The 26296-nt window shown below is 68.3% G+C and carries 25 protein-coding genes; 15 read left to right on the forward strand and 10 right to left on the reverse strand.

Going from position 1 to position 26296, the window contains the following annotated elements; translation table 11 throughout:
* Positions 1 to 28: 28 nt before the first annotated feature.
* Positions 29 to 1276 carry an amidohydrolase gene (locus ABEU20_RS11330; protein WP_420164502.1) on the reverse strand — a complete coding sequence of 416 codons (1248 nt, stop codon included), beginning with the start codon at positions 1274 to 1276 and terminating at the stop codon, positions 29 to 31.
* A gap of 156 nt (positions 1277 to 1432) precedes the next feature.
* On the opposite strand from ABEU20_RS11330, the gene ABEU20_RS11335 reads away from it, so the two are divergent.
* Positions 1433 to 1996: an SRPBCC family protein gene (locus tag ABEU20_RS11335; RefSeq protein WP_420164503.1), complete on the forward strand. Its 564-nt coding sequence runs from the start codon at positions 1433 to 1435 to the stop codon at positions 1994 to 1996.
* Here ABEU20_RS11335 and ABEU20_RS11340 read toward each other — a convergent pair.
* Both ABEU20_RS11340 and ABEU20_RS11345 read right to left on the reverse strand, forming a co-directional pair.
* Entirely contained in the window at positions 1991 to 2173 is a 183-nt protein-coding gene (locus ABEU20_RS11340; RefSeq protein ID WP_420164504.1) for a DUF1330 domain-containing protein, read from the reverse strand. The two genes, ABEU20_RS11335 and ABEU20_RS11340, sit on opposite strands and share 6 nt — an antisense overlap.
* 26 nt (positions 2174 to 2199) lie before the next feature.
* Positions 2200 to 2565, reverse strand: coding sequence for a nuclear transport factor 2 family protein (locus tag ABEU20_RS11345; protein WP_420164505.1), 366 nt, complete (start codon positions 2563 to 2565; stop codon positions 2200 to 2202).
* 127 nt (positions 2566 to 2692) lie between these two features.
* Here ABEU20_RS11345 and ABEU20_RS11350 point away from each other — a divergent pair, with 127 nt between their 5' ends.
* Positions 2693 to 3469 carry a helix-turn-helix domain-containing protein gene (locus tag ABEU20_RS11350; protein WP_420164506.1) on the forward strand — a complete coding sequence of 259 codons (777 nt, stop codon included), beginning with the start codon at positions 2693 to 2695 and terminating at the stop codon, positions 3467 to 3469.
* A gap of 14 nt (positions 3470 to 3483) precedes the next feature.
* Here ABEU20_RS11350 and ABEU20_RS11355 read toward each other — a convergent pair whose 3' ends face one another.
* Positions 3484 to 4287: an IclR family transcriptional regulator gene (locus tag ABEU20_RS11355; RefSeq protein ID WP_420164507.1), complete on the reverse strand. Its 804-nt coding sequence runs from the start codon at positions 4285 to 4287 to the stop codon at positions 3484 to 3486.
* A 113-nt stretch (positions 4288 to 4400) separates the two neighbouring features.
* A complete protein-coding gene (locus ABEU20_RS11360) occupies positions 4401 to 5195 on the reverse strand; it encodes an SDR family NAD(P)-dependent oxidoreductase (RefSeq protein ID WP_420164508.1) in 795 nt (264 codons plus the stop codon).
* A 760-nt stretch (positions 5196 to 5955) separates the two neighbouring features.
* Between ABEU20_RS11360 and ABEU20_RS11365 the strand changes: the two genes are divergently transcribed.
* From ABEU20_RS11365 to ABEU20_RS11380, 4 genes are all read left to right on the forward strand, one after another.
* Positions 5956 to 7422: an MFS transporter gene (locus ABEU20_RS11365; protein ID WP_420164509.1), complete on the forward strand. Its 1467-nt coding sequence runs from the start codon at positions 5956 to 5958 to the stop codon at positions 7420 to 7422.
* Positions 7423 to 7491: 69 nt separating this feature from the next.
* The gene (locus ABEU20_RS11370) at positions 7492 to 8814 is read left to right on the forward strand and encodes an alpha/beta fold hydrolase (RefSeq protein WP_420164510.1); all 1323 of its coding nucleotides are present in this window, start codon (positions 7492 to 7494) and stop codon (positions 8812 to 8814) included.
* A gap of 138 nt (positions 8815 to 8952) precedes the next feature.
* A complete protein-coding gene (locus ABEU20_RS11375) occupies positions 8953 to 9480 on the forward strand; it encodes a WxL domain-containing protein (RefSeq protein ID WP_420164511.1) in 528 nt (175 codons plus the stop codon).
* A gap of 74 nt (positions 9481 to 9554) precedes the next feature.
* On the forward strand, positions 9555 to 10589 hold the full coding sequence (locus ABEU20_RS11380) for a COG1361 family protein (protein ID WP_420164512.1): 1035 nt from the start codon (positions 9555 to 9557) through the stop codon (positions 10587 to 10589).
* 12 nt (positions 10590 to 10601) lie between these two features.
* On the opposite strand, the gene ABEU20_RS11385 is transcribed toward ABEU20_RS11380, so the two are convergent.
* On the reverse strand, positions 10602 to 12275 hold the full coding sequence (locus tag ABEU20_RS11385) for a sulfatase-like hydrolase/transferase (RefSeq protein ID WP_420164513.1): 1674 nt from the start codon (positions 12273 to 12275) through the stop codon (positions 10602 to 10604).
* Positions 12276 to 12491: 216 nt separating this feature from the next.
* On the opposite strand from ABEU20_RS11385, the gene ABEU20_RS11390 reads away from it, so the two are divergent.
* From ABEU20_RS11390 to ABEU20_RS11415, 6 genes are read left to right on the forward strand one after another with little or no spacing between them, the layout of a single operon-like run.
* Positions 12492 to 13997, forward strand: a complete 1506-nt coding sequence (locus tag ABEU20_RS11390; RefSeq protein ID WP_420164514.1) for a CoA-acylating methylmalonate-semialdehyde dehydrogenase — start codon at positions 12492 to 12494, stop codon at positions 13995 to 13997.
* A 4-nt stretch (positions 13998 to 14001) separates the two neighbouring features.
* Positions 14002 to 15147 (forward strand): acyl-CoA dehydrogenase family protein, encoded by a 1146-nt coding sequence (locus ABEU20_RS11395; RefSeq protein WP_420164515.1) that lies wholly within the window; start codon positions 14002 to 14004, stop codon positions 15145 to 15147.
* A gap of 52 nt (positions 15148 to 15199) precedes the next feature.
* The gene (locus ABEU20_RS11400; RefSeq protein ID WP_420164516.1) at positions 15200 to 16348 is read left to right on the forward strand and encodes an acyl-CoA dehydrogenase family protein; all 1149 of its coding nucleotides are present in this window, start codon (positions 15200 to 15202) and stop codon (positions 16346 to 16348) included.
* 32 nt (positions 16349 to 16380) lie between these two features.
* Positions 16381 to 17448 carry an enoyl-CoA hydratase/isomerase family protein gene (locus tag ABEU20_RS11405; protein ID WP_420164517.1) on the forward strand — a complete coding sequence of 356 codons (1068 nt, stop codon included), beginning with the start codon at positions 16381 to 16383 and terminating at the stop codon, positions 17446 to 17448.
* Positions 17445 to 18356 carry a 3-hydroxyisobutyrate dehydrogenase gene (mmsB, locus tag ABEU20_RS11410; RefSeq protein ID WP_420164518.1) on the forward strand — a complete coding sequence of 304 codons (912 nt, stop codon included), beginning with the start codon at positions 17445 to 17447 and terminating at the stop codon, positions 18354 to 18356. The genes ABEU20_RS11405 and mmsB overlap by 4 nt, the downstream gene beginning before the upstream one ends.
* The gene (locus tag ABEU20_RS11415) at positions 18353 to 19129 is read left to right on the forward strand and encodes an enoyl-CoA hydratase (protein WP_420164519.1); all 777 of its coding nucleotides are present in this window, start codon (positions 18353 to 18355) and stop codon (positions 19127 to 19129) included. The genes mmsB and ABEU20_RS11415 overlap by 4 nt, the downstream gene beginning before the upstream one ends.
* Before the next feature lie 62 nt (positions 19130 to 19191).
* Here the strand turns inward: ABEU20_RS11415 and ABEU20_RS11420 are convergent, their stop codons facing one another.
* The gene (locus ABEU20_RS11420; protein ID WP_420164583.1) at positions 19192 to 20043 is read right to left on the reverse strand and encodes an alpha/beta fold hydrolase; all 852 of its coding nucleotides are present in this window, start codon (positions 20041 to 20043) and stop codon (positions 19192 to 19194) included.
* Positions 20044 to 20284: 241 nt separating this feature from the next.
* On the opposite strand from ABEU20_RS11420, the gene ABEU20_RS11425 reads away from it, so the two are divergent.
* Entirely contained in the window at positions 20285 to 20737 is a 453-nt protein-coding gene (locus tag ABEU20_RS11425; RefSeq protein WP_420164520.1) for a MarR family winged helix-turn-helix transcriptional regulator, read from the forward strand.
* 36 nt (positions 20738 to 20773) lie between these two features.
* Here the strand turns inward: ABEU20_RS11425 and ABEU20_RS11430 are convergent, their stop codons facing one another.
* The gene (locus ABEU20_RS11430; RefSeq protein WP_420164521.1) at positions 20774 to 21310 is read right to left on the reverse strand and encodes a MarR family winged helix-turn-helix transcriptional regulator; all 537 of its coding nucleotides are present in this window, start codon (positions 21308 to 21310) and stop codon (positions 20774 to 20776) included.
* A 155-nt stretch (positions 21311 to 21465) separates the two neighbouring features.
* Between ABEU20_RS11430 and ABEU20_RS11435 the strand changes: the two genes are divergently transcribed.
* Positions 21466 to 22644 carry an MFS transporter gene (locus tag ABEU20_RS11435; protein ID WP_420164522.1) on the forward strand — a complete coding sequence of 393 codons (1179 nt, stop codon included), beginning with the start codon at positions 21466 to 21468 and terminating at the stop codon, positions 22642 to 22644.
* A gap of 15 nt (positions 22645 to 22659) precedes the next feature.
* On the opposite strand, the gene ABEU20_RS11440 is transcribed toward ABEU20_RS11435, so the two are convergent.
* Positions 22660 to 23643 (reverse strand): hypothetical protein, encoded by a 984-nt coding sequence (locus tag ABEU20_RS11440; RefSeq protein ID WP_420164523.1) that lies wholly within the window; start codon positions 23641 to 23643, stop codon positions 22660 to 22662.
* 369 nt (positions 23644 to 24012) lie between these two features.
* Between ABEU20_RS11440 and ABEU20_RS11445 the strand changes: the two genes are divergently transcribed.
* Positions 24013 to 24846, forward strand: a complete 834-nt coding sequence (locus ABEU20_RS11445; RefSeq protein WP_420164524.1) for an alpha/beta fold hydrolase — start codon at positions 24013 to 24015, stop codon at positions 24844 to 24846.
* Between the two features lie 5 nt (positions 24847 to 24851).
* On the opposite strand, the gene ABEU20_RS11450 is transcribed toward ABEU20_RS11445, so the two are convergent.
* Positions 24852 to 26255, reverse strand: coding sequence for an alpha/beta hydrolase domain-containing protein (locus ABEU20_RS11450; RefSeq protein WP_420164525.1), 1404 nt, complete (start codon positions 26253 to 26255; stop codon positions 24852 to 24854).
* Positions 26256 to 26296 lie beyond the last annotated feature (41 nt).

Genomic DNA, 26296 nt, shown 5'->3' on the forward strand with positions numbered 1-26296 from the left:
GGAGAACGGCCGACTCGGCGCCGCCGCGTCAGCGGGCCGGCTGCAGCCAGGCGCGGGCCGTGGTCACCAGCGCGGCCACACCGATCGGCAGTGTCGGCTCGATCACGGGGGCGTAGTGCGGTGAGTGGTTCGACGGCACCTTCAGCAGCGCCGGATCGGTCATGTCGCCGGTGGTGAACAGGGACGGATCCGCGCCGCCGAGCAGCCAGTAGGACAGCGGAGCGCCGGAACTGGTGGCCAGGATGCCGACATCCTCGCTGCCGGCGCCGGCCCCTGGATCGAGGATGTTGTCCGGCCCCAGCCAGGTAGCGACGGCGTCGAGAGACGTGCGGAGGGCGTCGGGATCGTTCGTGACGATGGGAAAGTGCTCGGTCTCGGTGATCGTCGGGGCCTGCGGCGCCCCAGCGGTCTCGGCCTCACCGCGGACGATGCGGTCGACCCCGTCGAGGATGCGTTGGCGCACGCGCGCGTCGTAGCTGCGGATGTTGAGCTGGAGCACGGCCTCTCCGGGGATGACGTTCGCGGCGTCGCCGGCGTGGATGGAGCCGACGGTGAGCACCGCGGTCGCGGTTCCGGGGATCTCGCGGGAGATGACGGTCTGCAGGCGCAGCACCGTCGCCGCCGCCATCACGACCGGGTCGACGGACGTCTCCGGCATCGACCCGTGCGCGCCCCTGCCGACGAGCCGCACCCGCAGCGAGTCCGACGCCGCGTACGACGGTCCCGGGTGCGCCCCGATCTTGCCTGCCGGCAGGGGCGATACGTGCTGGCCGAGAACGATGTCGGGTTTCGGGAAGCGGTCGAACAGTCCGTCGTCCACCATCGCCTGCGCACCGGCGCCCAGCTCCTCGGCAGGCTGGAACACGAGCATCAGGGTGCCCGCCCAGCCGGACCGGTCGTCGGCGAGTATCCGTCCCGCGCCCAGCAGGCAGGTGGTGTGCATATCGTGGCCGCACGCGTGGGCGACCGGCACGGCGGCGCCGTCGGCGTCGGTGCCTGTCGCAGTGCTCGCGTAGTCGAGCCCGGTCTCCTCCCGGACGGGGAGGGCATCCATGTCGGCGCGGATCAGGACGGTCGGACCGGCGCCGTTCTCCAGGACGCCGACCACCCCGGTCCGGCCCACCCCTGTGGTGACCGCGAATCCCGATTCGCGCAGACGATTCGCCACGATTGCGGCGGTGCGATGTTCCTGGAAGCCGAGTTCGGGGTGTCGGTGCAGGTCCTTGTAGAGGTCGACCAGGCCCGGATCGATCGGGATGTCACTGGGGACGGTCATGGGAATCCCTTCGACAGCGTCCCTCGATGCTCCCAGCTCCCGCGGCGGGGCGAGGCGGGTTCGGTGCCGAGCCGTGCGATCGTTACGTTCGGTGTGGTCCCGTTCCGTCGGCTCGACGTCCCGTGCGGCATGCCGACCGAAACCCGAAGGAGCGTCATGCGTCTGAGCGACACCCCCACCGTCGAGGTCGTCGAGCGTCTGGCCTGCAGTCCCGAGCAGGCGTGGGCGCTGGTCACCGACATCGAACTGCCCACCCGCGCCGACGGCGAACTGCAGCGGGTCGAGTGGCTGGACGGCGCGATCGGGGTGGCCGTCGGCGCCCGGTTCCGCGGATACAACGCGAACCCGCACATGGGCGAGTGGCAGACCGAGTCGGAGATCGTGGAGGTCGAGGACGGTCGCCGTTGGGTGTGGTGCGTCGGCTCGGTGGAGACGCCGCTGGCGGTGTGGGGCTTCGAGGTCGAGCCCGGTCGTGACGGCACCGTCGTGCGGCAGTGGGCCAAGGTCGGCACCGGCCGGTCCCCGCTCACCGAGTTCATCGAGCAGCACCCGGACAAGGAGGGCGCCATCGTCGCGCATCGGATGTCGGTGTGGCGCGACGGGATGGCGGCGAACCTGGCGATGCTCGCGGACCTCGCCGCCTCCCGCGTCCGACCTCCTATGACGCCTGCGCGATCACGTCCGTCGCGCGGTGCGGATGCGCGACCTGGTCGACTATGACGACGGTGCCGTCGGAGTTCCCGGTGCGCAGACCGACGATCTGCTGGTAGGCGCCGAGTGGTACCAGCCCAGCGCCTGCTCACGGCTGGGGAACTGGACGACGACGAGGTCACCCGTCCAATCTCCCTCCAGGACGGCCGTTTCCGATCCGCGACGGCCTACGGCAAAGGAGGACATGATCTTCTCCTTGTCGTCGGGGGCGGTCAGGCGGTGGGGACCTTGTCGAGGAACCCGAGTACGGTGCGCAGCTTCCCGTCCGTGTCCCGTTCGACGACGTCGAATCCGATCACGAGCGGTTCGGCGCCGACCGGGCCGAGCGCCCACGTGAAGCGGGCCTGGTCGTGGTGGGCATCGACGTCGCCGGCGAGATCGAACCGCATGCCGTCGAACTGCTGCTGCACCGCTCCGACGAGGGCGCTGAGCTCGGCGTGTCCCTGGGCGCTGCCGATCGGGTCGACATAACGCCCGTCGGCCGCCCACAGTTCCGCGACCAGGGCGGCGCGCTTGTCGCCGTCGGTCTCGTTCCACACGTCCAGGTAGCGCTGGACCAAGGCATCGAAGTCGTTCATGGTGAAGCCCTTTCGTGATCGGCCACCGGAGTGCGGCCTCTGCGAACGAGCGTGCTCCGTGATCGGCAGCCGGTCGATTACCTCGGAGGTAATGGGGCGCATTCCCCGGGCCGCCTAGGGTCGGAGCATGACGCGGACACAGCAGCCGGTGGGGGACCAGATCAGGTGGTGGCGCGGGCACCGGCGGATGACGCAGCTCGACCTGGCCAATCGGGCGGAGGTGTCCACCCGGCACGTCAGCTTTCTCGAGACGGGCCGCGCCCGGCCGACCCGGGCCATGCTGCTCCGGCTCGGTGAGCACCTGGACATCCCGCTACGGGATCGTAACGCGATGTTGCTCGCCGCCGGCTTCGCCCCGGCATTTCCGGAACACACGCTGACCGACATGCCGATGGCGGTCGTCTCCGACGCGATCCGGACGCTCCTGGCGGCGCACGCCCCGATGCCCGCGCTGGTGGTCGATCGGCACTGGAACCTGGTGGACGCGAACGACACCGTGGCGCTGCTGACCGCCGGCGCCGACGCCCGGCTCCTCGAGCCACCCGCCAACGTCCTGCGACTGAGCCTTCATCCGGACGGGATGGCGCCGCGGATCACGGACCTCGCGCAATGGCGCGCGCACGTGCTGCACCGGCTGGACCGGCAGATCGAGGCGACCGGTGACGACGAGTTGCGACGCCTACGGGTCGAGCTCGCCGGGTATCCGGGCGGAGTCGACACGACCGAGCCGGGCCCGTCGCTCGTCGTGCCGCTCCGGGTGCGCGTGGGGGACCACGACCTGTCGTTCGTCAGTACGACGACGGTGTTCGGGACACCCCTCGACGTCGCGGTGTCCGAACTCGCCATCGAGACGTTTTTCCCCGCCGACGCGGTGACATCCGAGTACCTGGCAACGGGTACGTAGCGGTCCTTCCCCGATCAGGCGAATCGCAACCGGCGCGTCGAGCCTGCCGGCGGCTGCTGCTCGTCGGTCGGTCCGTCCTCCGGCCACGAACGGTGGAATCGGCTCCGGCAGATGGTTCGGAGAATCGCGTTCGCCGCTATCCGGACGGGTGCGGCATGACGGTGATCGGTTTTCAAGTCGCCGACGCGGCCACAGAGCGACAACGCGCCCACCGTGGCCCCCGCCGGGCCGATGGGGACGGCGATACTCACGATGCCGCCTGCGGGAGCCTGACCGACCTCGTAGGCGACGCCGTTCTCCCGGATCGCCCGCAGTTCGGGAGTGAGCCGAGGATCGTCCTCGTCGGAGTGCGCGAATGCGAGCAGAGTTCTGCCGATCGCCGAGCTCCCGGCCGGATACCGCAGCCCGATCCGGGTCGGCAACGAACCGGCCAGGCGACCGCCGACCTTGTCGAGATAGAGGAGATGAGAACCTTCGAGGATTCCCAGGTGGACCACGTGCCCGGTGGCCCGGTGCAGGTCATGGATGATCGGCGTGGCGGACCGCCGTAGGGAATTCTGATGGATGGCAAGCGATCCGAGGTGGATGAGCAGGCTGCCGAGCTCGTACTCGTTCCCCTCACGCCGAACCCAGTTCGCTTCGGCGAGTCTTTCGAGCATCCTGTGCGCCGACGATCGGGGGAGGCCCGTGTGCCGGACGACGTTGGCGAGGTTGAGTCGTCCGCGACCGTCGAAAGCGCTCAGTACCAGAGCGATACGGTCGATTGTCGCGCTGGGAGTGGGTAGTTCGGCCGGCTTCGGTGTCGAGTCGTCGGACACGTGCGTTTCCTCGATTCTGGAAATACTGGTGCGGTCTTCTGCTCGGAAGTGCCGCGATCGACGCGCGGTGCCGCGGCCCTCTCCGACAAGGAAGGGCCGCGACGAGCCGGCGGTCAGGCGTGAGTTCCTCCGTCGATCCGGATTTCGGTTCCCGTGATGAACGAACCGTCTTCGGATGCCAGCATCGCGATGACACCGGCGACCTTCTCGGGACCGGCCATGGGGGCTCCGCCGGATTCGAGGTCGGTCCCCAGGATGGGCGACAACTTCTCGAACAGCGTCCAGTCGGTGTCGCTCGGAAGGTATGTCGCCGTCGTGTCGGTGATTCCGCTCTTGATGCTGCCCGGTGCAACCGCGACGGCACGCAATCCCTGCTTCCCGTACTCGAGGGCGAGGGCGTGGGTGAAGGACTGGATACCACCCTTGCTGGCCGCGTACGCGGCCATGTAGGGGTGTGCGAACGTGGCCGACGTGGAACTGAAGTTGACGACCACACCACCCCTGTTCGAGCCGAGAAGTGCCGGTAGGGCCTCGCGCGTGACGAGGAACATTCCGGTCAGGTTCACGGCGATGGTCCGGTTCCACATCTCCAGGGTCGTCCGATGAGTGTGGGAACCACGCAGAATTCCTGCAGCGTTGACGAGAACATCGAGGCCGCCGAGGGTTTCGAGGATGCGCCGCACGCCGGACACCACCGAGGCCTCGTCCGCGACATCGAGTGTGAAGCTGTGCAGTCGGCCCTCGAGATCGGACTCCTTCGCCAGTCGTGTCGTCTCGGCGAGCCCTTCCTTCGAGACGTCCGCGACGGCAACGAGTGCGCCTTCGGAGAGAAGTCGGAGTGCGGTGGCCTGCCCGATGCCGGATGCGGCTCCGGTGACGAGAACGCGTGCATGGGTGAATCTGTTCACGGCGGAAGATCGCCTTTCATTGTACGAGAAGGGGTTTCGAGTAACCCGAGTCGATTGCGCGTGCACGGACACGTGTAGCCGGCATGCAACACCGGAGATCGGATCCGGGCGGGAGGGCACGGCCCGACGGGTTCACGGTCGTCGCAGAGCTACGTGTAGTCCGACGACGCGGCAGACTCGGGGTGCGGAGGCGGAGAATCCTGTCGTGCGCTCAGCAGCCAGTGCCGCGATCGGGTGAGCCGAACCGCCGGAAACCGGGTGAGGGCAGCAGTCAGCCGCTACCGAGAGATGGAGCCGGCCCCTCGAGTGACGGGGGTTGCACTGGTTGGAGCCGGCCGTCAGGCCTTCGCTCTCTGAATCCAGACCAGACCGGCCGGTCGCCTGTCCAGCGCCCTGCGCCCGCGTCGGAAGGTGGCCCTGCCGAACCGGGCTTCGCGCACAGGATTACCCGTGGCGAGGGGCAAGGGGCGGGCCGACATGGCGTCGACAATAGCGGGAGGGCCTGCTCTCCACAAGATGTGACCGAGACCGGTCGATCAGGGCGTGCGGTGCTCGACCGAGAGTGACGCCCGGTATCCCGCTCACCGGAACAGGTCGTGGCGTCGCGCTGTCGCCGCGGACTGTGATGTGGGCTGTTCGCAGACGAGAAGTCTTCTCTATCAGCATGATCCACATTCAACTCCGATCATCTTCGATTCGCGGGGGTGCCTTACTGCTCCCGTTGCACGAATGTGCTCGCGGATCTCGAAAGGACTGCCCGATGGTTGTCGACGCACGAGACGAAGGTGGCTTCGCGCCCGCCCTGGATGATCGCCACCCCTGGGGATGGACTCCGGGCCTGGTCGTCGCGCTCGTATCTCTCGTTCTGGTACTCGAAGCGCTCACCATGAGCTATCTGATGGTCTCGATGTCCATCCCGCTCGTTGCGGCGCACTACGGAACGGCTCAAGGGGCGTGGCTTCTGACGACGTTCCTGCTGGTGGGAGGGGTTACTGCACCCGTGATCGGCAAGCTTGCCGACATGTACGGGAAGCGGAGGCTGCTCCTGGTCTGCGCCTCGGCCGGTTCACTCGGTGCCGTCATCAGCGCGGTCGCAGGCAGTTACGGCGTCATGCTGCTCGGTCGGGGCGTCTCCGGACTGCTCGTCTCGGTACTGTTCCTGAGCTACTCACTCATTCGGGATATCTTCCCACGCAACAAGGTTGCGTTGGCTGTGAGTATCGCGACGAGTGGAATGGGTCTGGTGTCGATACCGGCCCCCTTCCTGAGTGGATGGTTGCTCGACGCGTACGGGTTCCGAAGCCTCTTCTGGTTCCTCGCGGTGCTCCTGGCTGTGCTGGTCTGTCTGATCGCGGTATCCACCGACGAATCTCCTGTCCGCCTTCGATCCAGGCTCGATCTCCTGGGTGCAGCGTTGCTCGGCGGTGGAGTCGCGGGCGTGCTGATTGCGGTGAGTGTGGGCCCGGGATACGGGTGGACCGACACCCGCACCGTATCGTCCGCGATCGGCGGCACGGTCATGCTGTGTGCCTGGGTGGTATCCGCCCGCCGGGTTCCTGCTCCCCTCGTCGACCTCAGAGTCCTGGGGAAGCGGTCGGTGTTCTCGACGGTGCTCGGCGCGGGGTTGGCATACGGAAGCGCCGGTGTAATCGCCATACTCCTTCCACTGCTCGCGACGACACCGGCGAGCATGGGTCTGGGATATGGATTCGGAAGCACCGCAAAGCAGTTGGCACTCCTTCAGGCCCCCATGGGGATCATGGTGGTGGCCGGGGGTGTCGCGGTGGGGCTCCTGGTCAGCCGCGGGTCTCGCCCCAGGGCCATGCTGGCTGTGGGAATGGCGACGATGACGGCGGGCTATCTTCTGCTGGCATGGAGCCACAGCAGTGAGGGGTTCGTCATCCTCGCCTGCGGCATCCTCGGAGTCGGCATGGGATTCGCCTACGCGGCGATTCCGAACCTTCTCATCGAAGCGGTGGTGCCGGAATTGCAGGCGAGTACCGCGAGCATCGTCGGTGTTTCCCAGAACGTGTTTCCGGCGATCCTGCCGGTAGTGATCTTCAGTGTCCTCAATGGCAACTTCGTTGCTTCGCGGACGCCGGACGGAGTGTTCTACGTCGACGCCGGCTTCCGGGTGGGCTTCCTGATCGGCGCGGCCGCGACCATGACGTGCGTCTTCGTCGCGTTGTCCATCCCCCGATCCATCGTCCAGACAAGTGTCCGGTGAAACAGTGGTCGTCGACGCCCCCGCGGCCCTCTACCGTGGAATCCTGCGATGTCGGCAGGGAGGGATCGGGTGAGGTTGCGTCGGACGGCAGTGTGGACGGGTGCAGCGGTGCTCGGCGCCGGCACGATGGTCGGTTGCAGCGGACCGGCGGTGGACGGCGCCGCTGTAGCCTGGGGGACCTGCGCGGATCTGGCGTCCTACGCGACCGATCTGGGTGTGGACGAGGATGTCGTCGACCACCTGCAGTGCGCCACGCTCGACGTCCCGCTGGACTACGCCGATCCCGGCGGACGGACCGTCGAGCTCGCGCTCAGCCGGGTGCCCGGGACCGACCCGGCCGCCCCCACCCTGTTCGTCAACCCCGGCGGTCCCGGTGTGGAGGGGCGCAGCATGGCCGCCACGGTGGCGTCGGAACTCCGACCGCGCGGCGCGGTGGTCGGGATGGATCTGCGGGGCACCGGTTACTCGTCGAATGTCGACTGCGCCGCGCCTGACGAACCCGACGTCCGGGACGACGCGACCCTCGCCGCCTATGCGGACGAGATATCCGCCGCGAACCGCGCGTGCGTCGACGCCGATCCGGCATTCCTCGGTTCGCTCACCACCGCGAACGCGGCGCGGGACCTCGATGCGGTGCGGCAGGCGCTGGGCCTCGCCACGATCGATTATCTCGGCGTCTCGTGGGGTACCGTCCTCGGCGCCGAACTGCAGTCGCGTTTCCCCGACCACCTGCACCGGATGGTGCTCGACAGCATGGACTACACGGGCACCTCGGCGGCAGACGCGCTGCGGACCCTCGCGGCGGCCGACCCGGACGTCCCGCCGGAAATCGTGCCCGAACTCTCCGACGTCGGCTCCGGGGCCGGCGGCGAGATCGCACCGGACGCGCCCGACGTTCCGCCCGGCGACCCGGCGCCCGACGACAACGACGCCCCGCTCGACCCCGCCACCGCCGACTTCCTCGAGCGGTCGTTCGATTCGACTGCGGGCACCGCCTACATCTGTAACAGCCTCGATCCGGTCGGCGACGGTGCGGTCCAGCTCGCCGAGCATCGAGCGCTCAACGCGGAACTGGACCGAGATCCGCAGCGCCGCATCGAGTTCCCCGCCGACTCCGACGTCCCCGGAGTCAGCCTGTGTAGCGGCTGGCCACTGCCCGTCGAACCGGCAGCCGTCGCCGACACCGGCTCCGACCTGCTGATCATCGGCCATCGAGACGAAAACGTCACCCCGTACGGGTGGGCGCTGGATGCCCGGACCGCCATGGGAGGCCTACTGCTCACGATCGAGGACGGCGTGCACGGGTCGACGGTGGGCTCGTCCTGTGGCGGTCTGGTGATCGAGTTCCTCGCCGGCGGAGGTCTCGGGCAGGACACGTGTGACCCGAACTGACCATTCGGACGCGAGGTGTTTTGAAATCTCCTCCAGGACAGTTCAATTCAGATTCAACCAATCGACCGATCAAGATCATCGGTGTTGGGTTCGGCTGTCCGTGTCGCTGTCGGGGCGCACCTCTACGAAGGAGTGAAAATGCGGAAACGGTTGACAAGTCTCGGAATTGCAGGGGTCGCGGTCGTCGCGATGGCAGTCGGTCCGCCGAGCGCGCATGCGGAGGACACCACCACCACCACCTTCGAGATCGTGGCCGGGGGGCTGACCATCGCACCGCAGGGTTCCGCCTCGCTCAACACTGCGCAGACCGGCGCATCCGATGTCCTCGGGTTGATGGGCGAGGTCACGGTCATCGACAGTCGCGGTAACAACGCGGGCTGGACGGTCACCGTGTCCTCGTCCGAGTTCGCGCTGGCTGCGGAGAGCGGCGACACCACCATCGCTGCGACGCAGGTGCAGTACAACCCGGGCACTGTCGAGCGCACCGGAACGGTGACGACCACGCCCTCGGCGGTGGCGGGTCTCGACACGGCCAAGACGGTGGTCGAGGGCACGGCGGCGCGCGGCAACAACACGGCCACGTGGAATCCGACGTTGACCGTGGGCCTGCCCACGGATGCTCTCGCCGGCGTCTACACCGGCACGGTTTCCACCTCCGTCGCCTGACCCGGAGATCGGTGTGGGTGCGGCGTGCCGCACCCACGCCGATTCCTATCACCGCCCTGGGGGGATCTTTCAGAGTGCGCAGCTCTCATCACTGCACCAGTTTCGTCGCCCGGCGGATCGCGTCCGTCGCGGCTCTGATCAGCGCGTTCGCGCTGCTGGCGTCCGGATCGGCGATCTCCGCGGCCCAGTCGTCGCCGACACAGAACGAAGGCATCGGTGTGCGCCTGCTCGAGGCGCCGTCGAACAACGGAAGCGACCCGCGTGCGAGGGTGTACATCGTCGATCACCTCGCGCCGGGAACGACCATCAGCAGGCGATTCGAGGTTACGAACACCACGGGCGAGGCCGCCGATGTGCGCCTCTATCCTTCGGCGGCGGGGATCGACCGCGGTCAGTTCACCGGCGCGGCCGGCCAGGTGGCCAACCACCTGACGACCTGGACCTCGATCAGCCCCGCGCAGGTGCGGGTGGAGGCGCATTCCGCGACCGAAGCCGTCGCCACCATCGCCGTACCGCAGGACGCGCCGCCCGGGGAACAGTACGCGGTCCTGTGGGCCGAAGTTCGTTCGGCAGTGTCGCCGCAAGCGTCGGTCGCGCAGATCAGTCGCGTCGGAGTACGGGTGTATCTCTCTGTCGGACAGGGTAATCCACCTGCTGCCGACTTCGCCATCGAGTCGCTCACCACGGCGCGGTCCGGCGACGGCGCCCCGATCCTCGAAGCCAACGTCCGGAACACCGGCGGACGGGCGCTGGATCTGCGGGGCACGTTGACCCTGAGTGACGGTCCCGGCGGGCTCAGCGCGGGCCCGTTCTCCGTCGAGGGGACCACCACACTGGCGCCCGGTACCGCCGGAGCGGTGGTCGCGACGCTCGACGCGGGCATTCCTCCGGGGCCCTGGCGGGCGTCGGTCACGCTCGCCAGCGGGTTGGTCGAACGCAGCGCCGCAACGCAGATCACGTTCCCCGAAGCCGGCAGCGCGGAGTTCGCTGTGGAGGGATCGCGCTATCCGATCGCCGTGCTCGTCGGACTCGGCGTTCTGGTGTCTGTCGGGACAGCGATGGTGGTGGTGCGGCGCCGCCGGGGACGCCGGGACGGCGACCGCAGCTGACTCGGTACAGCGTCAACTGCCCACGGGCGTCGGAGCCAGTCCCCGGGCCGGGGTCGTCCCGCAGCGCTCCATCACCTCGAACAGTCTCGCGTGCATCCGAGCCGCCTGCGCGGGGTCGAAGTAGCCGAGGTTCAACGGATTTGCGCGGTTGTGCAGTTCCAGGGGGTCGGTCTGCAGGTCGTACATCTCGAACTGCGGCGGCGCGACCCCGTCGGGGTCGAAGAACGCGGAGTACTTCCAGCGGTGGTCGCGAATGGTGCGCATGTGGTTGGGCTGCGTGACGATGTTCTGGCCGTCGGGCGTCGCGCAGTTCTGGTCGTCGTAGGTGAAGTGCAGGACGTCCTGCACCTCGATACTCGGCGCCGCCGGGTTCGCGGCGGCGTCGGTGACGATCGGCATGAGGTCCACGCCGCGGAAGTCCCACGCGGACCGGTCCGGCACGTCCGCGAGGCTCGCGAGGGTGGGCATGACGTCGATCAGTGACGACAGCGCGCCCGTGTGGACGGGATGGGGAAACAGCACGGGATTGCTGATCACCAGCGGTACCCGCAGCGTCTCCTCGTACGCGTTGAACACCTTCTGCCGCAGGCCGCCGTGCGACATGCCCATCTCGCCGTGGTCCGACATCCGTATCACCACCGTCGATTCCCGCATGCCGGGCCGGGCTTCGAGGGCATCGAGCACCGCACCGATGTGCTCGTCGACCACCTTGTGCATGTACGCGTAGAAGTTCACGTAATTGCGGGCGGCGGTCTGCCCGGGCAGCGGCCCCAGTCCGGCGGCGAGCAGGACCTGGGACTGGACCTGCGCGGTGGGCTTGAAGTTCCGGGCCAGGTCCTCGTCGTACGTCGGCGGCAGGTCGATGCCCTGCTCGAAGATTCCGGGCGCGTCCGAGCCGTAGTTGTCGCACGTGCCGTTGATGGCGTTCCACGTCTGGGGGTACGCGAGCACGTCGTGCGGATTGACGAACGAGACCACGAGTGCGAACGGGCGCTCGTCGTTCGGGTCGAGGTCCTGGAGGAACTCGACGGCCTCCGCTGCGTACCGGCTGTCGAGATCGGCGCAGCCGCCGCCGAAATGGTCCGGGTCGGTGTCCTGACCGCCCTCGGGTGGGATCCAACCCTCGAAGCCGTACGCGGCGACGTCCGCGCTGGACGGATCGCCACCGTCCTCGCCCTTGCTCATGTGCCACTTGCCGCGGTAATGCACGTTGTAGCCGGCCGAGTCGAGGAGCTTGGCCATGTTCTGGATGCCCAAAGGGAGAGTGGGTTCCGTCGGTGAGACGGTGCCGCCCTCGGTCAGTGTTGCGGTGACCCCGTGCTGGGCGGGGTAGAGGCCCGTGAAGAACGTGCTGCGACTGGGCGAGCACATCGCGGCGTTGCAGCAGCAGCCGTCGAACGTGAGCCCGGTGTCGGCAAGGCGCTTGCGGTTCGGCAGGTTCGCCTCGGACCAGCCCTCGGGCCAGAACATCGGCGCCCGCTCCTGGTCCGTGATGACGACGACGATGTTGGGCCGGTGTGGCAGCCGGCCGGGCTGAGCCGCAGGCCCGGGACCGGGCGCGGGCGCGGCCGTCGCCCGCGCGCCCGCCATGCCGGCGATCAGCAGCGCGCCTGCGCCGCCGAGGAAGGCCCGCCGGGAGAACGGGTGATCGAGAGTGTCGAGCATCGGTTCGCTCAGGGAGTCCATCGGCTGATCTCCGTCCGGGAAGCGATGTGCTGACATCAGGCGTTCGAATCGTCATTCTGTCCGAGGATTGGGGCCCCTACCTGGGGTTCGGGCAATTGTCGTGATCGAACCCTGGACTTACATGGACTTCCAACTATAGGATGAGCGATGAATGGCGAGGGTGACGTGCGTCTCCTTCGCGGCTCTGTGACGATCAGCAAAGGACGGGTTCGGGCAATGAGCGTTCGAGAGCTCTCTCACTTCATCGGCGGCAAGCGGATCCCCGGCGCGTCGGGCAGATTCGCCGACGTCTTCGACCCCAACACCGGGCAGGTGCAGGCGCGGGTTCCGCTCGCCGACCAGTCCGAGACCGAGGCGGCCATCGCGAACGCGGCCGATGCCCAGAAGGAGTGGGCGTCGTGGAATCCGCAGCGCCGCGCCCGGGTGCTGATGCGCTTCCTGCAGCTGATCCAGGACGAGATGGATCCGCTCGCCCGGCTGCTGTCGTCCGAGCACGGCAAGACCGTCCCGGACGCGAAGGGCGACATCCAGCGCGGCCTCGAGGTCGTCGAGTTCGCCACCGGTATCCCGCACCTCCTCAAGGGCGAATACACGGAGTCGGCGGGCAGCGGTATCGATGTCTACTCGATGCGGCAGCCGCTCGGCGTCGTCGCCGGCATCACCCCGTTCAACTTCCCGGCGATGATCCCGCTGTGGAAGGCCGCGCCCGCACTCGCGTGCGGAAATGCGTTCGTGCTCAAGCCGTCCGAGCGGGATCCGTCGGTGCCGCTGCGCCTGGCCGAGCTGTTCCTCGAGGCCGGTCTGCCGCCGGGCGTGTTCAACGTCGTCAACGGTGACAAGCGCGCCGTGGACGTGCTGCTCACCGATCCGCGGGTCAAGGCCGTCGGCTTCGTCGGCTCCACGCCGATCGCGCAGTACATCTACGAGACCGCCGCGGCGCACGGCAAGCGCGCGCAGTGCTTCGGCGGCGCGAAGAACCACGCGATCGTCATGCCGGACGCGGACCTCGACCAGGTGGCCGACGCGCTGGTCGGCGCGGGTTACGGCTCGGCGGGCGAGCGCTGCATGGCCATCTCGGTCGCGGTGCCGGTCGGGGAGGAGACTGCGGATGCGCTGGTGGAGAAGCTCACCGAGCGCGTGCGCGGACTCCGGATCGGACGCTCCGACGACGAGACCGCCGACTTCGGTCCGCTCGTCGGCGCAGACGCGCTCGACCGCGTCAACGGGTACGTGCAGATCGGTGTCGACGAGGGCGCCGAACTGGTCGTCGACGGCCGCGGCTTCACCCTCGACGGCCACGAGGACGGCTTCTTCGCCGGCGCAACGCTGTTCGACCGGGTGACCCCGGACATGCGGATCTACAAGGAGGAGATCTTCGGGCCCGTCCTGCAGGTGGTCCGCGCGCACGACTACGAGGAAGCGCTGCGCCTGCCGTCCGAGCACGAGTTCGGCAACGGCGTCGCGATCTTCACCCGCGACGGTGACACCGCCCGCGACTTCTGCTCCCGTGTCGAGGTCGGAATGGTCGGCGTCAACGTGCCGATCCCGGTGCCGATCGCGTACCACACGTTCGGCGGCTGGAAGCGGTCCGGATTCGGCGACCTCAACCAGCACGGACCGGACTCGATCCGCTTCTACACCAAGACCAAGACGGTGACGCAGCGCTGGCCGTCCGGCTTCAAGGAGCACGCGGACCACTTCGTCATCCCGACGATGGACTGACGCGGTGAAGAAGTATGTGCCGGGTTGGCACGACGACGAGGTGCGGGCGCTCTCCGAGCTCGCGGCCGGATTCTTCGAACGCGAAGTGGTCGCCCACAACGACAAGTGGGAGGCGCAGCGCCGCATCGACCGCGACGTGTGGCTCACGGCCGGCAAGCTGGGGCTGCTCTGCTGCTCGATCCCCGAGGAATACGGCGGCGGCGGAGGCACGTTCGCGCACGATCTCGCGGTGTTCGAGGCGCAGGGCCATGCGGGCGACCTCGCGTTCGGCGTCTCGGTGCACAGCGGCATCGTCGCGCATTACGTCAACGAGTACGGCACCGAGGAGCAGAAGCGGACGTGGCTGCCCGGCATGGCGTCCGGCGAGATCCTCGGCGCCATCGGGATGACCGAACCCGGCGCCGGCTCCGACCTCAAGGCCATCCGGACGTCGGCGGTGCGGGACGGTGACCACTACGTCGTCAACGGCTCGAAGACGTTCATCACCAACGGTTCCTCCGCCGACATGATCGTGTTGGCGGTCAAGACCGACCCCAAGGCCGGTGCTCGGGGAGTCTCGCTGTTGATCGTCGACCTGCGGGACTGCCCCGGATTCACGGTGGGGCGGGTGCTCGACAAAGTGGGGCAGCACGCCGCCGACACCTCCGAGCTGTCGTTCGTCGATGTGCAGGTTCCCGTGTCGAACCTGCTGGGTGAGGAGGGCCAGGGTTTCGGCCAGCTCATCGCCCAACTCGTGCAGGAGCGGCTGATCATCGCGGCGCAGGCGTCGGGGGCGATGAACCGGGCCGTCGAGGAGACCGTCGCCTACGTCAAGTCCCGGCAGGCGTTCGGGCACAGCCTCTTCGAGTTCCAGAACACGGCATTCGAGCTCGCCGAGTGCCAGACCATCGCGCGCACGTGCGAGGTGTTCCTCGACCACTGCATCCAGGAGCACCTGCGCGGTGAGCTCGACGCGGCCGAGGCGGCCATGGCGAAGTACTGGCTCACCGACAAGCAGTGCGAGGTCGTCGACCGCTGCGTGCAACTCTACGGCGGCTACGGGTACATGCGTGAGTACCTGGTGGCCCGCATGTACGAGGACGCCCGGGTGCAGAAGATCTACGCCGGTGCCAACGAGGTCATGAAGGGGATCATTGCGAAATCCCTCTGACGACCGCGGTCACCACGTCATCGACGATGACGACGAACTAGGAGCGAAGGCAATGTTCAGACTTTCCGACGACGAGCGCGCGATCAGCGACACCGCACGCGACTTCGCCGCGGAATACTTGGCGCCGGGTGCGATCGAGTGGGACCAGAACAAGCACTTCCCGGTCGACGTACTGCGCAAGGCCGGTGCGCTCGGTATGGGCGGCATCTACATCCGCGAGGATGTCGGCGGTTCCGGTCTCAGCCGACTCGACGGCGTCCGGATCTTCGAGCAGCTCGCCACCGGCTGCCCGTCGATCGCGGCGTACATCTCGATCCACAACATGGTCACGTGGATGATCGACGAGTTCGGCGACGACGAGCAGCGCCGGCGCTGGGTGCCCGGGCTGGCGTCGATGGAGCAGCTCGGCAGCTACTGCCTCACCGAGCCGGGTGCGGGCTCGGATGCGGCGGCCCTGTCCACCAAAGCCGTTCGCGACGGCGACGACTACCTGCTCACCGGCGTCAAGCAGTTCATCTCCGGTGCCGGCACGTCGGATGTTTATGTCGTCATGGCCCGCACGGGCGACGCGGGTGCGCGCGGGATCTCCGCGTTCATCGTGCCGAAGGACGCGCCCGGGCTGTCGTTCGGCGCCAACGAGAAGAAGATGGGCTGGAATGCCCAGCCCACCCGGCAGGTGCTCCTCGACGAGGTGCGGGTGCCGGCGGTGAACCTGCTCGGCGGCGAGGGTGAGGGTTTCCGCATCGCGATGAAGGGCCTCAACGGCGGACGGTTGAACATCGCCGCCTGCTCGGTGGGCGGCGCGCAGGCCGCGCTCGGCAAGGCCGTCGCGTACCTCGGTGAGCGGAAGGCGTTCGGGGCGGCGCTCGTCGAGTCGCAGGCGCTGCAGTTCCGCCTCGCCGACATGCGGATCGAACTCGAGGCCGCGCGCACCCTCCTGTGGCGGGCCGCCGACGCGCTGGACGCGGACAGTGCCGACAAGGTGGAGCTGTGCGCGATGGCGAAACGTTTCGCCACCGACACCGGGTTCACGGTCGCGAACGAGGCGCTGCAGTTGCACGGCGGCTACGGCTATCTGGCGGAATACGGATTGGAGAAGATCGTGCGAGACCTGCGGGTGCACCAGATCCTCGAGGGCACCAACGAGATCATGCGAGTCGTCGTGGCCCGCGCGGTCGTCGGATCGGCGGGCGCGGCGTGAGCGAAGCGAACGAAGCGATCCAGCGCAGCGGCGTGAGCGAACCCGAAGTCCTGGTCGAACGGATCGGCGCTCTCGGCCGGATCACCCTCAACCGGCCGAGGGCGATCAATGCGCTGAATCACTCGATGGTGCGGTCGATGGCGTCGGCGCTGCTCGAATGGGCCGACGACGAGTCCGTATGCGCCGTGCTGCTCACCGGGGCCGGCGAGCGCGGGTTGTGCGCGGGCGGCGACATCGTGTCGATCTATCACGACGCGCGGGACGGCGGCAGTGGATCCGCGGACTTCTGGCGCGACGAGTACGTGCTCAACGCCGCGATCGCCCGCTACGGCAAGCCGTACGTCGCGATCATGGACGGCATCGTCATGGGTGGCGGCGTCGGCGTCTCCGCACACGGCAACGTCCGGGTGGTCACCGAGCGGTCGACGATCGGCATGCCCGAGGTGGGGATCGGCTTCGTGCCCGACGTCGGCGGCACGTATCTGCTTTCACGGGCGCCCGGCGAACTCGGCACCCACATCGCGCTGACGACGGCACGCATGACGGCCGGCGACGCGATCGCGTGCGGCTTCGCCGACCACTTCGTGCCGTCGGACCGGCTCGACGAGTTCGAGCAGGCACTGGCCGGGGTCTCGGTCGAGGACGCTCTCGCGCAGTTCGCGCAGCCCGCCTCGGCGTCGGAGCTGGTGGCGCAGCGGGACTGGATCGACGCCGCGTACGCCGCCGACACCGTCGAGGAGATCGTCGCGAACCTGCGGTCGAGCGACGTCCCCGAGGCGCAGGCCGCCGCCGAGCAGATCCTCGCGAAGTCTCCGACCGCCGCGAAGGTGACGTTGCGCGCGCTGCGCCACGCCCGCACCCTCGACACCCTGGAGGCCGTCCTCGACGAGGAGTACCGAGTGTCGTTGGCGTGCCTGAAATCCCACGATCTCGTGGAAGGCATCCGGGCGCAGGTGGTAGAGAAGGACCGTAACCCCGCATGGTCGCCGTCGACCCTCGAGGCGGTCACCGACGAACTAGTGGATCGATTCTTCGAGCCGCTCGGCGAGGCCGAACTGGGTCTGGCCGCAGCGCTCGTGAGTGGGGAGGAAGTGCGATGAGCACGAACGACATCACCGTCGGATTCGTCGGCCTGGGCCACATGGGCGGGCCGATGGCGGCCAACCTCGCGAAGGCCGGGTACATCGTCCAGGGTTTCGACCTGGTGCCGGCCGCGCTCGAGCAGGCCCGCCGTGACGGGATCACGGTCGTGGAGTCCGCGACGCTGGCGGCCACCGACGCCGACGTCGTGATCACGATGCTGCCCAGCGGTAAGCACGTCCTCGACCTGTACGAGGGTGGGCTGCTCACCGCGGCGCGACAGGGCACGCTGTTCGTGGACAGCTCGACGATCGACGTCGCCGATGCCCGTTCGGCGCACGAACTGGTGGAGCAGGCCGGTCACCGCGGCGTCGACGCCCCGGTGTCGGGTGGAGTGATGGGCGCCGCGGCCGGGACGCTGGCGTTCATGGTCGGCGGCGATGCCGAGGACTTCGAGGCCGCCCGCCCGCTGCTCGAGGTGATGGGCCGCAAGGTGGTCCACTGCGGTGGCCCCGGTGTGGGCCAGGCCGCGAAGATCTGCAACAACATGATCCTCGGGGTCTCGATGATCGCGATCAGCGAGGCTTTCGTACTGGGGGAGAAGCTGGGCCTGAGCAACCAGGCGCTGTTCGACGTCGCGTCCAACGCGTCGGGTCAGTGCTGGGCGCTCACCACCAACTGCCCGGTGCCGGGGCCCGTGCCGGCGAGCCCGGCGAACAACGACTACCAGCCGGGTTTCGCGGCCGCCCTCATGGACAAGGACCTCGGCCTCGCTGCGAACGCACTGCGCGCCAACGGCATCGATGCCGAACTCGGCATGCGGGCCGCCGAGCTGTACCGGCGCTTCCACGAGACCGGGCACGGCGGCGAGGACTTCTCGGCAATCATCAGGGACATCAGAGACAGGTCGAACGGAGAGACTCGATGACGGACTACCAGACGATTCAGGTCGGGCGCACCGGCCGCGTCGGCATGATCACGCTCGACCGGCCGGAGGCGCTCAACGCCCTCAACGCGCAGCTGATGGCGGAGATGGTCGCGGCCGTCGACGACTTCGAGAAGGACCGGAGCATCGGCTCGATCCTGATCACCGGGTCGGAGCGCGCATTCGCGGCCGGCGCCGACATCAAGGAGATGCAGTCCAAGTCGTTCATGGACATGTACCTCGACGACTGGTTCTCGGCGTGGGACCGCATCGCCGCGGCCCGCAAGCCGATCGTCGCCGCGGTCGCCGGGTACGCGCTCGGCGGCGGCTGCGAGCTGGCGATGATGTGCGACGTCCTCATCGCCGCGGACTCGGCCAAGTTCGGTCAGCCCGAGATCAAGCTCGGCGTGCTGCCCGGCATCGGTGGCTCGCAGCGGCTCACCCGCGCCATCGGCAAGGCCAAGGCGATGGATCTGTGCCTCACCGGCCGCACCATCGACGCCGAGGAGGCCGAGCGCGCCGGTCTCGTCTCGCGGATCGTCCCGGCGATCGACCTGCTCGACGAGGCCATCGCGACCGCGTCGAAGATCGCGGACATGTCGCTGCCGATCGCGATGATGGTCAAGGAGTCGGTCAACCGGGCGTTCGAGTCGACGCTGTCCGAGGGCGTCCGGTTCGAGCGGCGCGTGTTCCACTCCGCTTTCGCGACGCAGGATCAGAAGGAAGGCATGGCCGCTTTCAGCGAGAAGCGCGATCCGAGCTTCGGCCACCACTAGGCCGAGCAACCGGAAAGCTCGTCGGCCCCTGCCTCGTACGCGTGGCAGGGGCCGAAGTGCTCTCAGCGGAGCAGGAACTCGAGAGCTACACGCTCGAATGCCTCCTTGGCCTCCAGCATCACCCAGTGCCCGCACTGGGGAAAGACATGCAGCTCGGCACGGGGGACCAGGCGCAGCGGGACGAGCGCCATGTCGGGTGGGCACTGCCGGTCGTCGAGTCCCCACGTGAGCAGTGTGGGGCACTGGATCTTCCGCATCATCGCCCAGTACGGAGGGGCGTCGGACGTCTCGAGCGCCCGCTGCTGGGCGACGGCGGCCTCGGACCCGTACATCGCGGCAAGTGTCTCGTGGGACGACGGATCCTTCGCGGTCTCCCAACGCTCCTCGATGCGTTCGTCCGTGACCATCGCGGGGTCGTACACCATGCAATCGAGCCACCGCACCAGCTTCTCGCGAGTGGGTTCGTCGGCGAAGTCCCGGAGCAGGCGGGTGCCCTCGCTCGGGGCCTGGCTGAAGATGTTCGGCCCGACTCCGCCGATGGTGACGAGTTTGTCGACGCGGACGGGATGCTGCATGGCGACATGTGCACCGACGACGCCGCCCATCGAATTGCCGATGATCGCAGCGGATTCGATGTCGAGCGCGTCCATGAATCTCGTGACCGACGAGGTGGCTGCGATCACCGGGTGGCCGCCCACCGGATCGCTGATGCCGAACCCGGGAAACTCCAGCACATAGCAATGGAAGTGGCGGGCGAAGACGTTCAGATTGTCCCGGTAGTTGCGCCACCCGCTCACACCGATTCCGGAACCGTGCAGCAGTACGAGCGGTGGTCCCTCGCCTGCCTCGTGGTACCGCAGGATCCCCTCGGCGGTGGCGATCTCGCGCCTCGTTCCCTCGAAGGTGACGTCCACTTCCGCGGGGTCGGTCGTTCGTGTCTGCATGTGAGTGCCCCTCCCGTGAGTGTCCGGCGACCGCCGGACACTCGAAAGGTAACAGCATTCTGTCATATCTATGCAGGCTTCTAGATGAACGAATGCAGCGTCAGGCAAACCCGGGCCACGGCGACGCCCGTTTGCGGGCCTCTGGTCAGCCGAAGCTGTTCTCGCAATACTCTGAGACGACAGTGAATGCATGGACAGAGGAGCGGGATCGTTGACGGAGGATGTAGACATCGATCGCCTGTCCCAGGTGCTCGACGACCGGATCGGCACCCACATTCGCCGGATCGCCCAGCTGATCATCGATGCCAAGGCGTCCGCGCTTCGCCCGCTCGACATCACCGTGCCGCAGTATTCGGCCCTGCTGGCCGTCAAACACCTCGAGCCGAGCTCGGCGGCGCAACTCGCGCGAACCGGCCTGGGGACGCCGCAGTCGATCGCGACCATGCTGTCGACCCTCGAGGGCAAGGGGCTCGTCGGTCGCCGGGCGTCGCCGATGCACCAGAAGCTGGTCGAGGTCCGGTTGACCGCACTCGGCGCGAAGACGATCGACGAGGCGGACGAACTGGCCGCCGGAATCGAGGACAAGCTGAGAAAGGCCGTCGGCGAGGACCTCTTCGACGGAGTTCTCCGGATCGAGCGGGCCGCCGCCGAGCTCCTGCAGTAGTACGACGCCGGCCGGGACCGCGCTAGGCGGACCGCGTCAGTGCCACTTGCCCGGCTGGTCGCCGGTGTCGAAATCACCTGCCTGATGGCGTAGTTCGGTGAGAATGCGGATGAGTGAATCGAGCTTGTCCGGTGCCAGTCCGGGGTCTGCGAACACCTTCTCGTTGAGTGACTCCGTCGCGCGGCGCGAGATGTCCCTGCCCTCCTCGGTGATCTCGACGAGGGTGGCCCGGCGGTCGGTCGGATGCGGCACCCGGCGCACCAGCCCGGCGGTCTCGAGGCGGTCGACGGCATTGGTGACGCTCGTCGGGTGGACCTGCAGGCGCGCGCTGGCCTTCGCCATGGGCAGCGCCCCGCTGCGGGTGAACGTCAGCAGCGTCAGCAACTCGTAGCGCGAGAACGTGAGCCCGAAAGGTTTGAGCGCCTCGTCGACCCGTGCCATCATGATCTGCTGTGCCCGGACCACCGACGTCACGGCGGCCATCCCGTCGGCCACCGAACCCCAGCCGTGTTCGGTCCACTGGCGGTGTGCTTCCTCGATCGGATCAAGAGGCAGCGGTGACGGTGACGGCATGCCCCGATCATCCCATGCAGGCCCAGTCGGCCCGCGTACCCGGCACGGTACTTCCGGTGACCGGTTCCCGATACGTGGTCCGGTCGTGAGCGCGGCTAACGTCTGACGTCATGGCGCATACGAGCGAGTCCGGCTCGCCCCGAGTGGAGCCGGCAGTGCCCACCCGAACCCCGTGGTCGCAGCACGCCCTGCTGCAGGCCGTGTTCTTCCTCATGGGCGGCGAGTTGTTCCTGATCTCGCCGTTGTTGCCCACCATCGCCGAGGGATTCGGAACCGGCATCGCGGCCACCGCGCTGGTGGTCACCGCGTACGGCCTGACCTACGCCGCGGTGAGTCCGTTGCTCGGAGCGCTCGCCGAACACCTGCCGCGCCGACGAGTGATCCTTGCCGGTCTGGCCGTCATGACGGTGGGGGGGGTGCTGTGCGCGCTGGCACCGAACCTCCCATTTCTCGTGGCAGCCCGCATGATCGGCGGTCTCGGCGGCGCGCTGATGGGCCCCGCGATCTGGGCGTATCTCGCGGAGACGGCCGCTCCGGCCGAACGTGGCCGCGCGATCTCCCGCGGTGCAGCGGCCTATGCGGGTGGCCAGATCATCGGGGTCCCGCTCGGCACCCTCGTCGCCGCGAACTTCGACTGGCGGTGGGCATTCGCCGGCATCGCCGTGGTGATGGTCGCCACCGGTGCGGCGATCGCGGTCCGGCTGGACGAACCGGAACGCCACGTGGTGCGTCCGAATCGCCGGATCGCTGCTCTGCGTACGTCGTTCCTGCTGTGGCGTCACCGGACGTTCCGGCTCATCATGCTGGGCAACCTGTGTGCGCAGGCGGCCCGCCTGGGTACCTACGCGTTTGCCGGTGCGTTGTTCGCCTCGAGGTTCGGCTACAGCACCGAGACCCTCGGTCTCATCGGTGCACTCGTCGGCATCGGGTCGTTCGTGGGCTCGCTGACGGCGGGACCGGTCGTGGATCGATGGCGGGCGGCCGGACGCCGCGAGCCCGTCCTGTGCGTGGGCTGGGGACTGCTGCTCACCGCGGCGCTGGTACTGGCCGTCTTCGCTCCCACCGGGTGGGCGAGCATCGCCGGGTTCATGCTCGCGTTCGCGGCGGGGTCCGCCTTCTTCAGCACCGGGCAGGTCTTCCTCACGTCGGAACTCGCCGAACGCCGATCCGCCGCCGTGTCGTGGAACAACTCCGCGATGTACATCGGAACCGCTATCGGCACAGCGGTTCTCGGCGCCACCGGATTCGACAGCGTCGGCTTCGGGATCGGCTCGGCGTTGTTCGCGGCGGCGGCCGTGGCGTGCAGTGCGCTGCTCAGCGTGCGGCGCGGGTGACTCGGGAGTCGCAGATCATGTCGGAACGATCTCACCGACGTCTGTCGCGGATGACCCGCGCGACAACACCCGCGCGATGAGGTCTCGGCGAAACGCCTCGGCATCCAACAGCCGCGATCCGATGCTCGACTCCGTACGCAACCGGGTGCGCGGCGGGACTGTGGCGAGCAGTTCCCCCACCTCGTCGAGCTGTTCCGTATAGACGACAAACGCTCCCGCGGGTGCCGCGCGGAGCTGCCACCGCGCGAAATCGATGCTGAAGGCACCCGTCTCCGGTGGGGTCACTGCGTCGTTTCCCAACGCTCGCACCGCAAGCGCGAACAACCCGTGGGCATCGGGAGAGACGACGCGGTGCAGCGCGGTGTGTCCCACCGTCTTGCGCACGCTCATCGATCGCGCGTATGCGTGCAGCTTCCGCGATGCCTCGCCCGCATCTCGCTCCAGAATCGCCGTCAGGCAGCTGAGCAACGCCTGGTCCGCCGCCGTCAGGCGCCGCGGACCGGCTCGGGCGATGTCGCGGCCGAGCGGCTCACTTCGCTCGGTCTCTCCGGCGCGAATCGCCATGATCAGGTTCGTCACAGCCACCGCGAACGGGTGGCCATGGGCCGCCGGCCCCAACTCCGCAGGGAGCAGAGCGTCGCTGCGAGCCTCGTCGTGAACTGCCGCAGCGAGAAGTGCCAGACCGTACAACTGGCTGTGGTCCGCTCCGCCTGCGCGCACCTTGGCGTGGCGGAGGGCCGAGGAATGTCGGAGCGCAGCCGCGAACAGGTCCATGTCGGCCGCCGCGAAAGCCTCGCGATAGCCGGCAGCCAGCGGATCCTCCAGCAGGTCGATCCACAGGCGAATTCGTTCCGCTGGGAGATGACCGGCGACAGTGTCTCGCTGGATGTCGAGGCAGTCGGCCAGATACTCCTCGCGCGACGCGAAGGGCGGATTCAGTTCCGATCCCAGACGCTCGAAGGCCTCCAACACTGCGGTCCGCATCTGCGGATCGTTCACGTCGTCGTCCCTTCCACGCAGTCCTTCACCGCCGGGACCCGTCGATGCGAAACGGGCCGGAGTCCTGGGAATCCGGCCCGTTCGAGGTGTGCCGAATCAGCTCATCGCACCGAGCTGCTGGATGAGGGGGAGGACCGTCTTGACGATGTCGATGACGGCGCTGATGGTGGAGAAAGAGCCCATTTTCAGTCCTCTGGGGTGTGCGGTGGTTGTGGCCCGACGCCACTGGCCGTAAAGCTAGCAGGAGAGTGGTCGGTTTGTGCACTTTACGGAGAAGCCGTTGGACGTTTGTCCAAATGGGGACCGTTGACGCGACACCGGGCCGCCAATACCGTGGCGGTCACACGCTTCGGGGGTCTGGGGGCTCGTATGACGGAACGGATCTCGTCCTTCGCTCGGGAGGGCCTCACCTTCGACGTCCGGGATGCCGGGCCCGGAGACGGTGACGTGGTGGTGCTGCTGCACGGTTTCCCCCAGGACTCGCGCTCGTGGGACCGGCTCGCGCCGTTGTTGCATGCGCGGGGCTTGCGCACCCTCGCTGTCGATCAGCGCGGCTATTCGCCGGGTGCCCGCCCGCGTTCCCGCCGCGCATACCGGCTTTCGGAGCTCACCGCGGACGTCGTCGCGCTGATCGAGCAGCACGGGCAGGGTCCGGTGCACGTGGTGGGGCACGACTGGGGCGCAGCCGTCGCCTGGACCCTCGCCGCGCGCCGACCCGATCTGGTCCGGACACTCACGGCGCTCTCGGTTCCACACCCCGCGGCCTTCGTCCGGGCGCTGCTGACGAGCAGTCAGCTCTGGAAGTCGTGGTACATGGCGGTCTTCCAACTTCCTGTTCTGCCCGAGCACGCGGTCTCGGCGACCGGATTCGGCCGTCGCGCCCTGCTGTCGAGCGGTATGACGGAGGCTCAGGCCGACCGCGACCTCGCGGCCATGCGGGAGCGGAGCCGAATCCGCGGTGCCCTCAACTGGTATCGGGCCATTCCGTTCACGACACCGAAATCTGCCGCGATGCCGGTGACGGTGCCGACCCTGTACGTGTGGAGCGATAACGACATCGCCCTGGGGCCCGCCGCCGCGCGCTCCACCGAACGATTCGTCACGGGCCCCTACACGTTCGAGACGCTCTCGGGTGTCAGCCACTGGATTCCGGAGGAGGCACCCGAGCGCCTGGACGCGCTGCTGGGTGCCCACCTCCGGTAGCCGCGTCAGCCTCCGAGGGGAGTGTTGCGCGCGGCGGCCACGAGCGCCCGGCCGTCCTCGAACCGGAGGAACCCGGTCGTGACGGCGCGGTCGGTGGCCTCGGCGAACCGCGTCAGGTACGTGTCCTGGTCCGGATACAGCGATGCCAGGGTGTCTGCGTCGAAGGCGATGGTCGCGCCGTTGTTCGGGACGTGGACGGTCTCACCGGTCAGTGCCGCGACCGGGACGTCGACGTGCGGCGTGCGCACGCCGCCGCGGGCATTGCCGAACTCGTCGCGGACGATGCCGGTATCGGTGGTCTCGATCGGATCGGCCGACGGGGGAGCGGTACCGTCCGCAACCCACGTGTTGAGCCGACGCAGGGCCGCAGCCACCACCGGTGCCTGTGGACCGTCGTTGACCATCGGAATCACCGCACCGAGGTCCCGAATGGCGCCGAACTGGGCGGTGTACTGCGGGTACAGGATTCGCAGCGAGTGCGCATCGGAGTGCGCCGTGCCGGCGATCTCCCAGGTCCGGATCCGCTCGGTGTCGGGCTGCCGGGCGGAGACGAACGATCCCGGGCCGGGGCCGCCCCCGAGTTCGAACAACTCGGTCTCGGTGACCACCTGGAACACCGGGACGTCGAGATCCGTGCGGACGCGGGCCGGGGACACCACCCGGGGCCGGTCCGGCCCGTCCAGCTTCGGCAGTCCCGTGCCGGAACCGATCGGCGCGCCGAAGCCGGCCCGGCTGTGGACGAACAGGCCGTCGAACACCCGGGCCAGCGGGTGGATCGCGTTGGCGTAGGTCAGCATTCGCATCGCGGACTGGGACTGACCCACGGCGAGCAGGCGCTCGACGACCAGCCCGGCCAGCGGGTCCGCGCCGCACGGTGACCGGAGCGCGGCACCCGCCTGGGAGAAGATGTCGTACGAGTAGGCGTCGCCGGGGTGGTGCAGCGGCCCGTACCGCTGCGGATCCCACGCCTTGAGCCCCACCACGTTCGGGCCCAGCGGGCTGCCGCCGGTGCTGTTGACACCGGCGGCCTGCGCGGACACCCCCACCCACGCGTAGCCCTGCAGCAGCTCGGAGTGCATGTACCCGAAGTCGACGTCCACGTCCACGTTGCCGCTGACGTTGAGCCACTCGACGACGACCGTGCCGTTGAACCGGCTGCGGTCCTCGGGCACGCGCACCAGCAGACGAGTCCGGTACGGAGCCTGCCCGGCCTCCGCGACCGGCCAGCGCCCGTCCGAATCCCACGTGCCGTCCTCGCGATATGCCGTCGCGGTACCGCTCAGGAAGAACTCCCGTTCGGTGTATCCCGCGGCGGCGAGGTCGATGGCGGTCGCGGTTCCGGGCGTGCTGCGCATGCCGTCCGGAAGTCGGTCCTGTTCGGTATCGAATCGTCTTGCGTGCAGGAACATTCGGATCGAGCCTCTCTGACAGGGGTCTGCGCCGTTGCAGT

Source organism: Rhodococcus parequi (assembly GCF_046042785.1).
Classification (GTDB): Bacteria; Actinomycetota; Actinomycetes; order Mycobacteriales; family Mycobacteriaceae; genus Prescottella; species Prescottella parequi.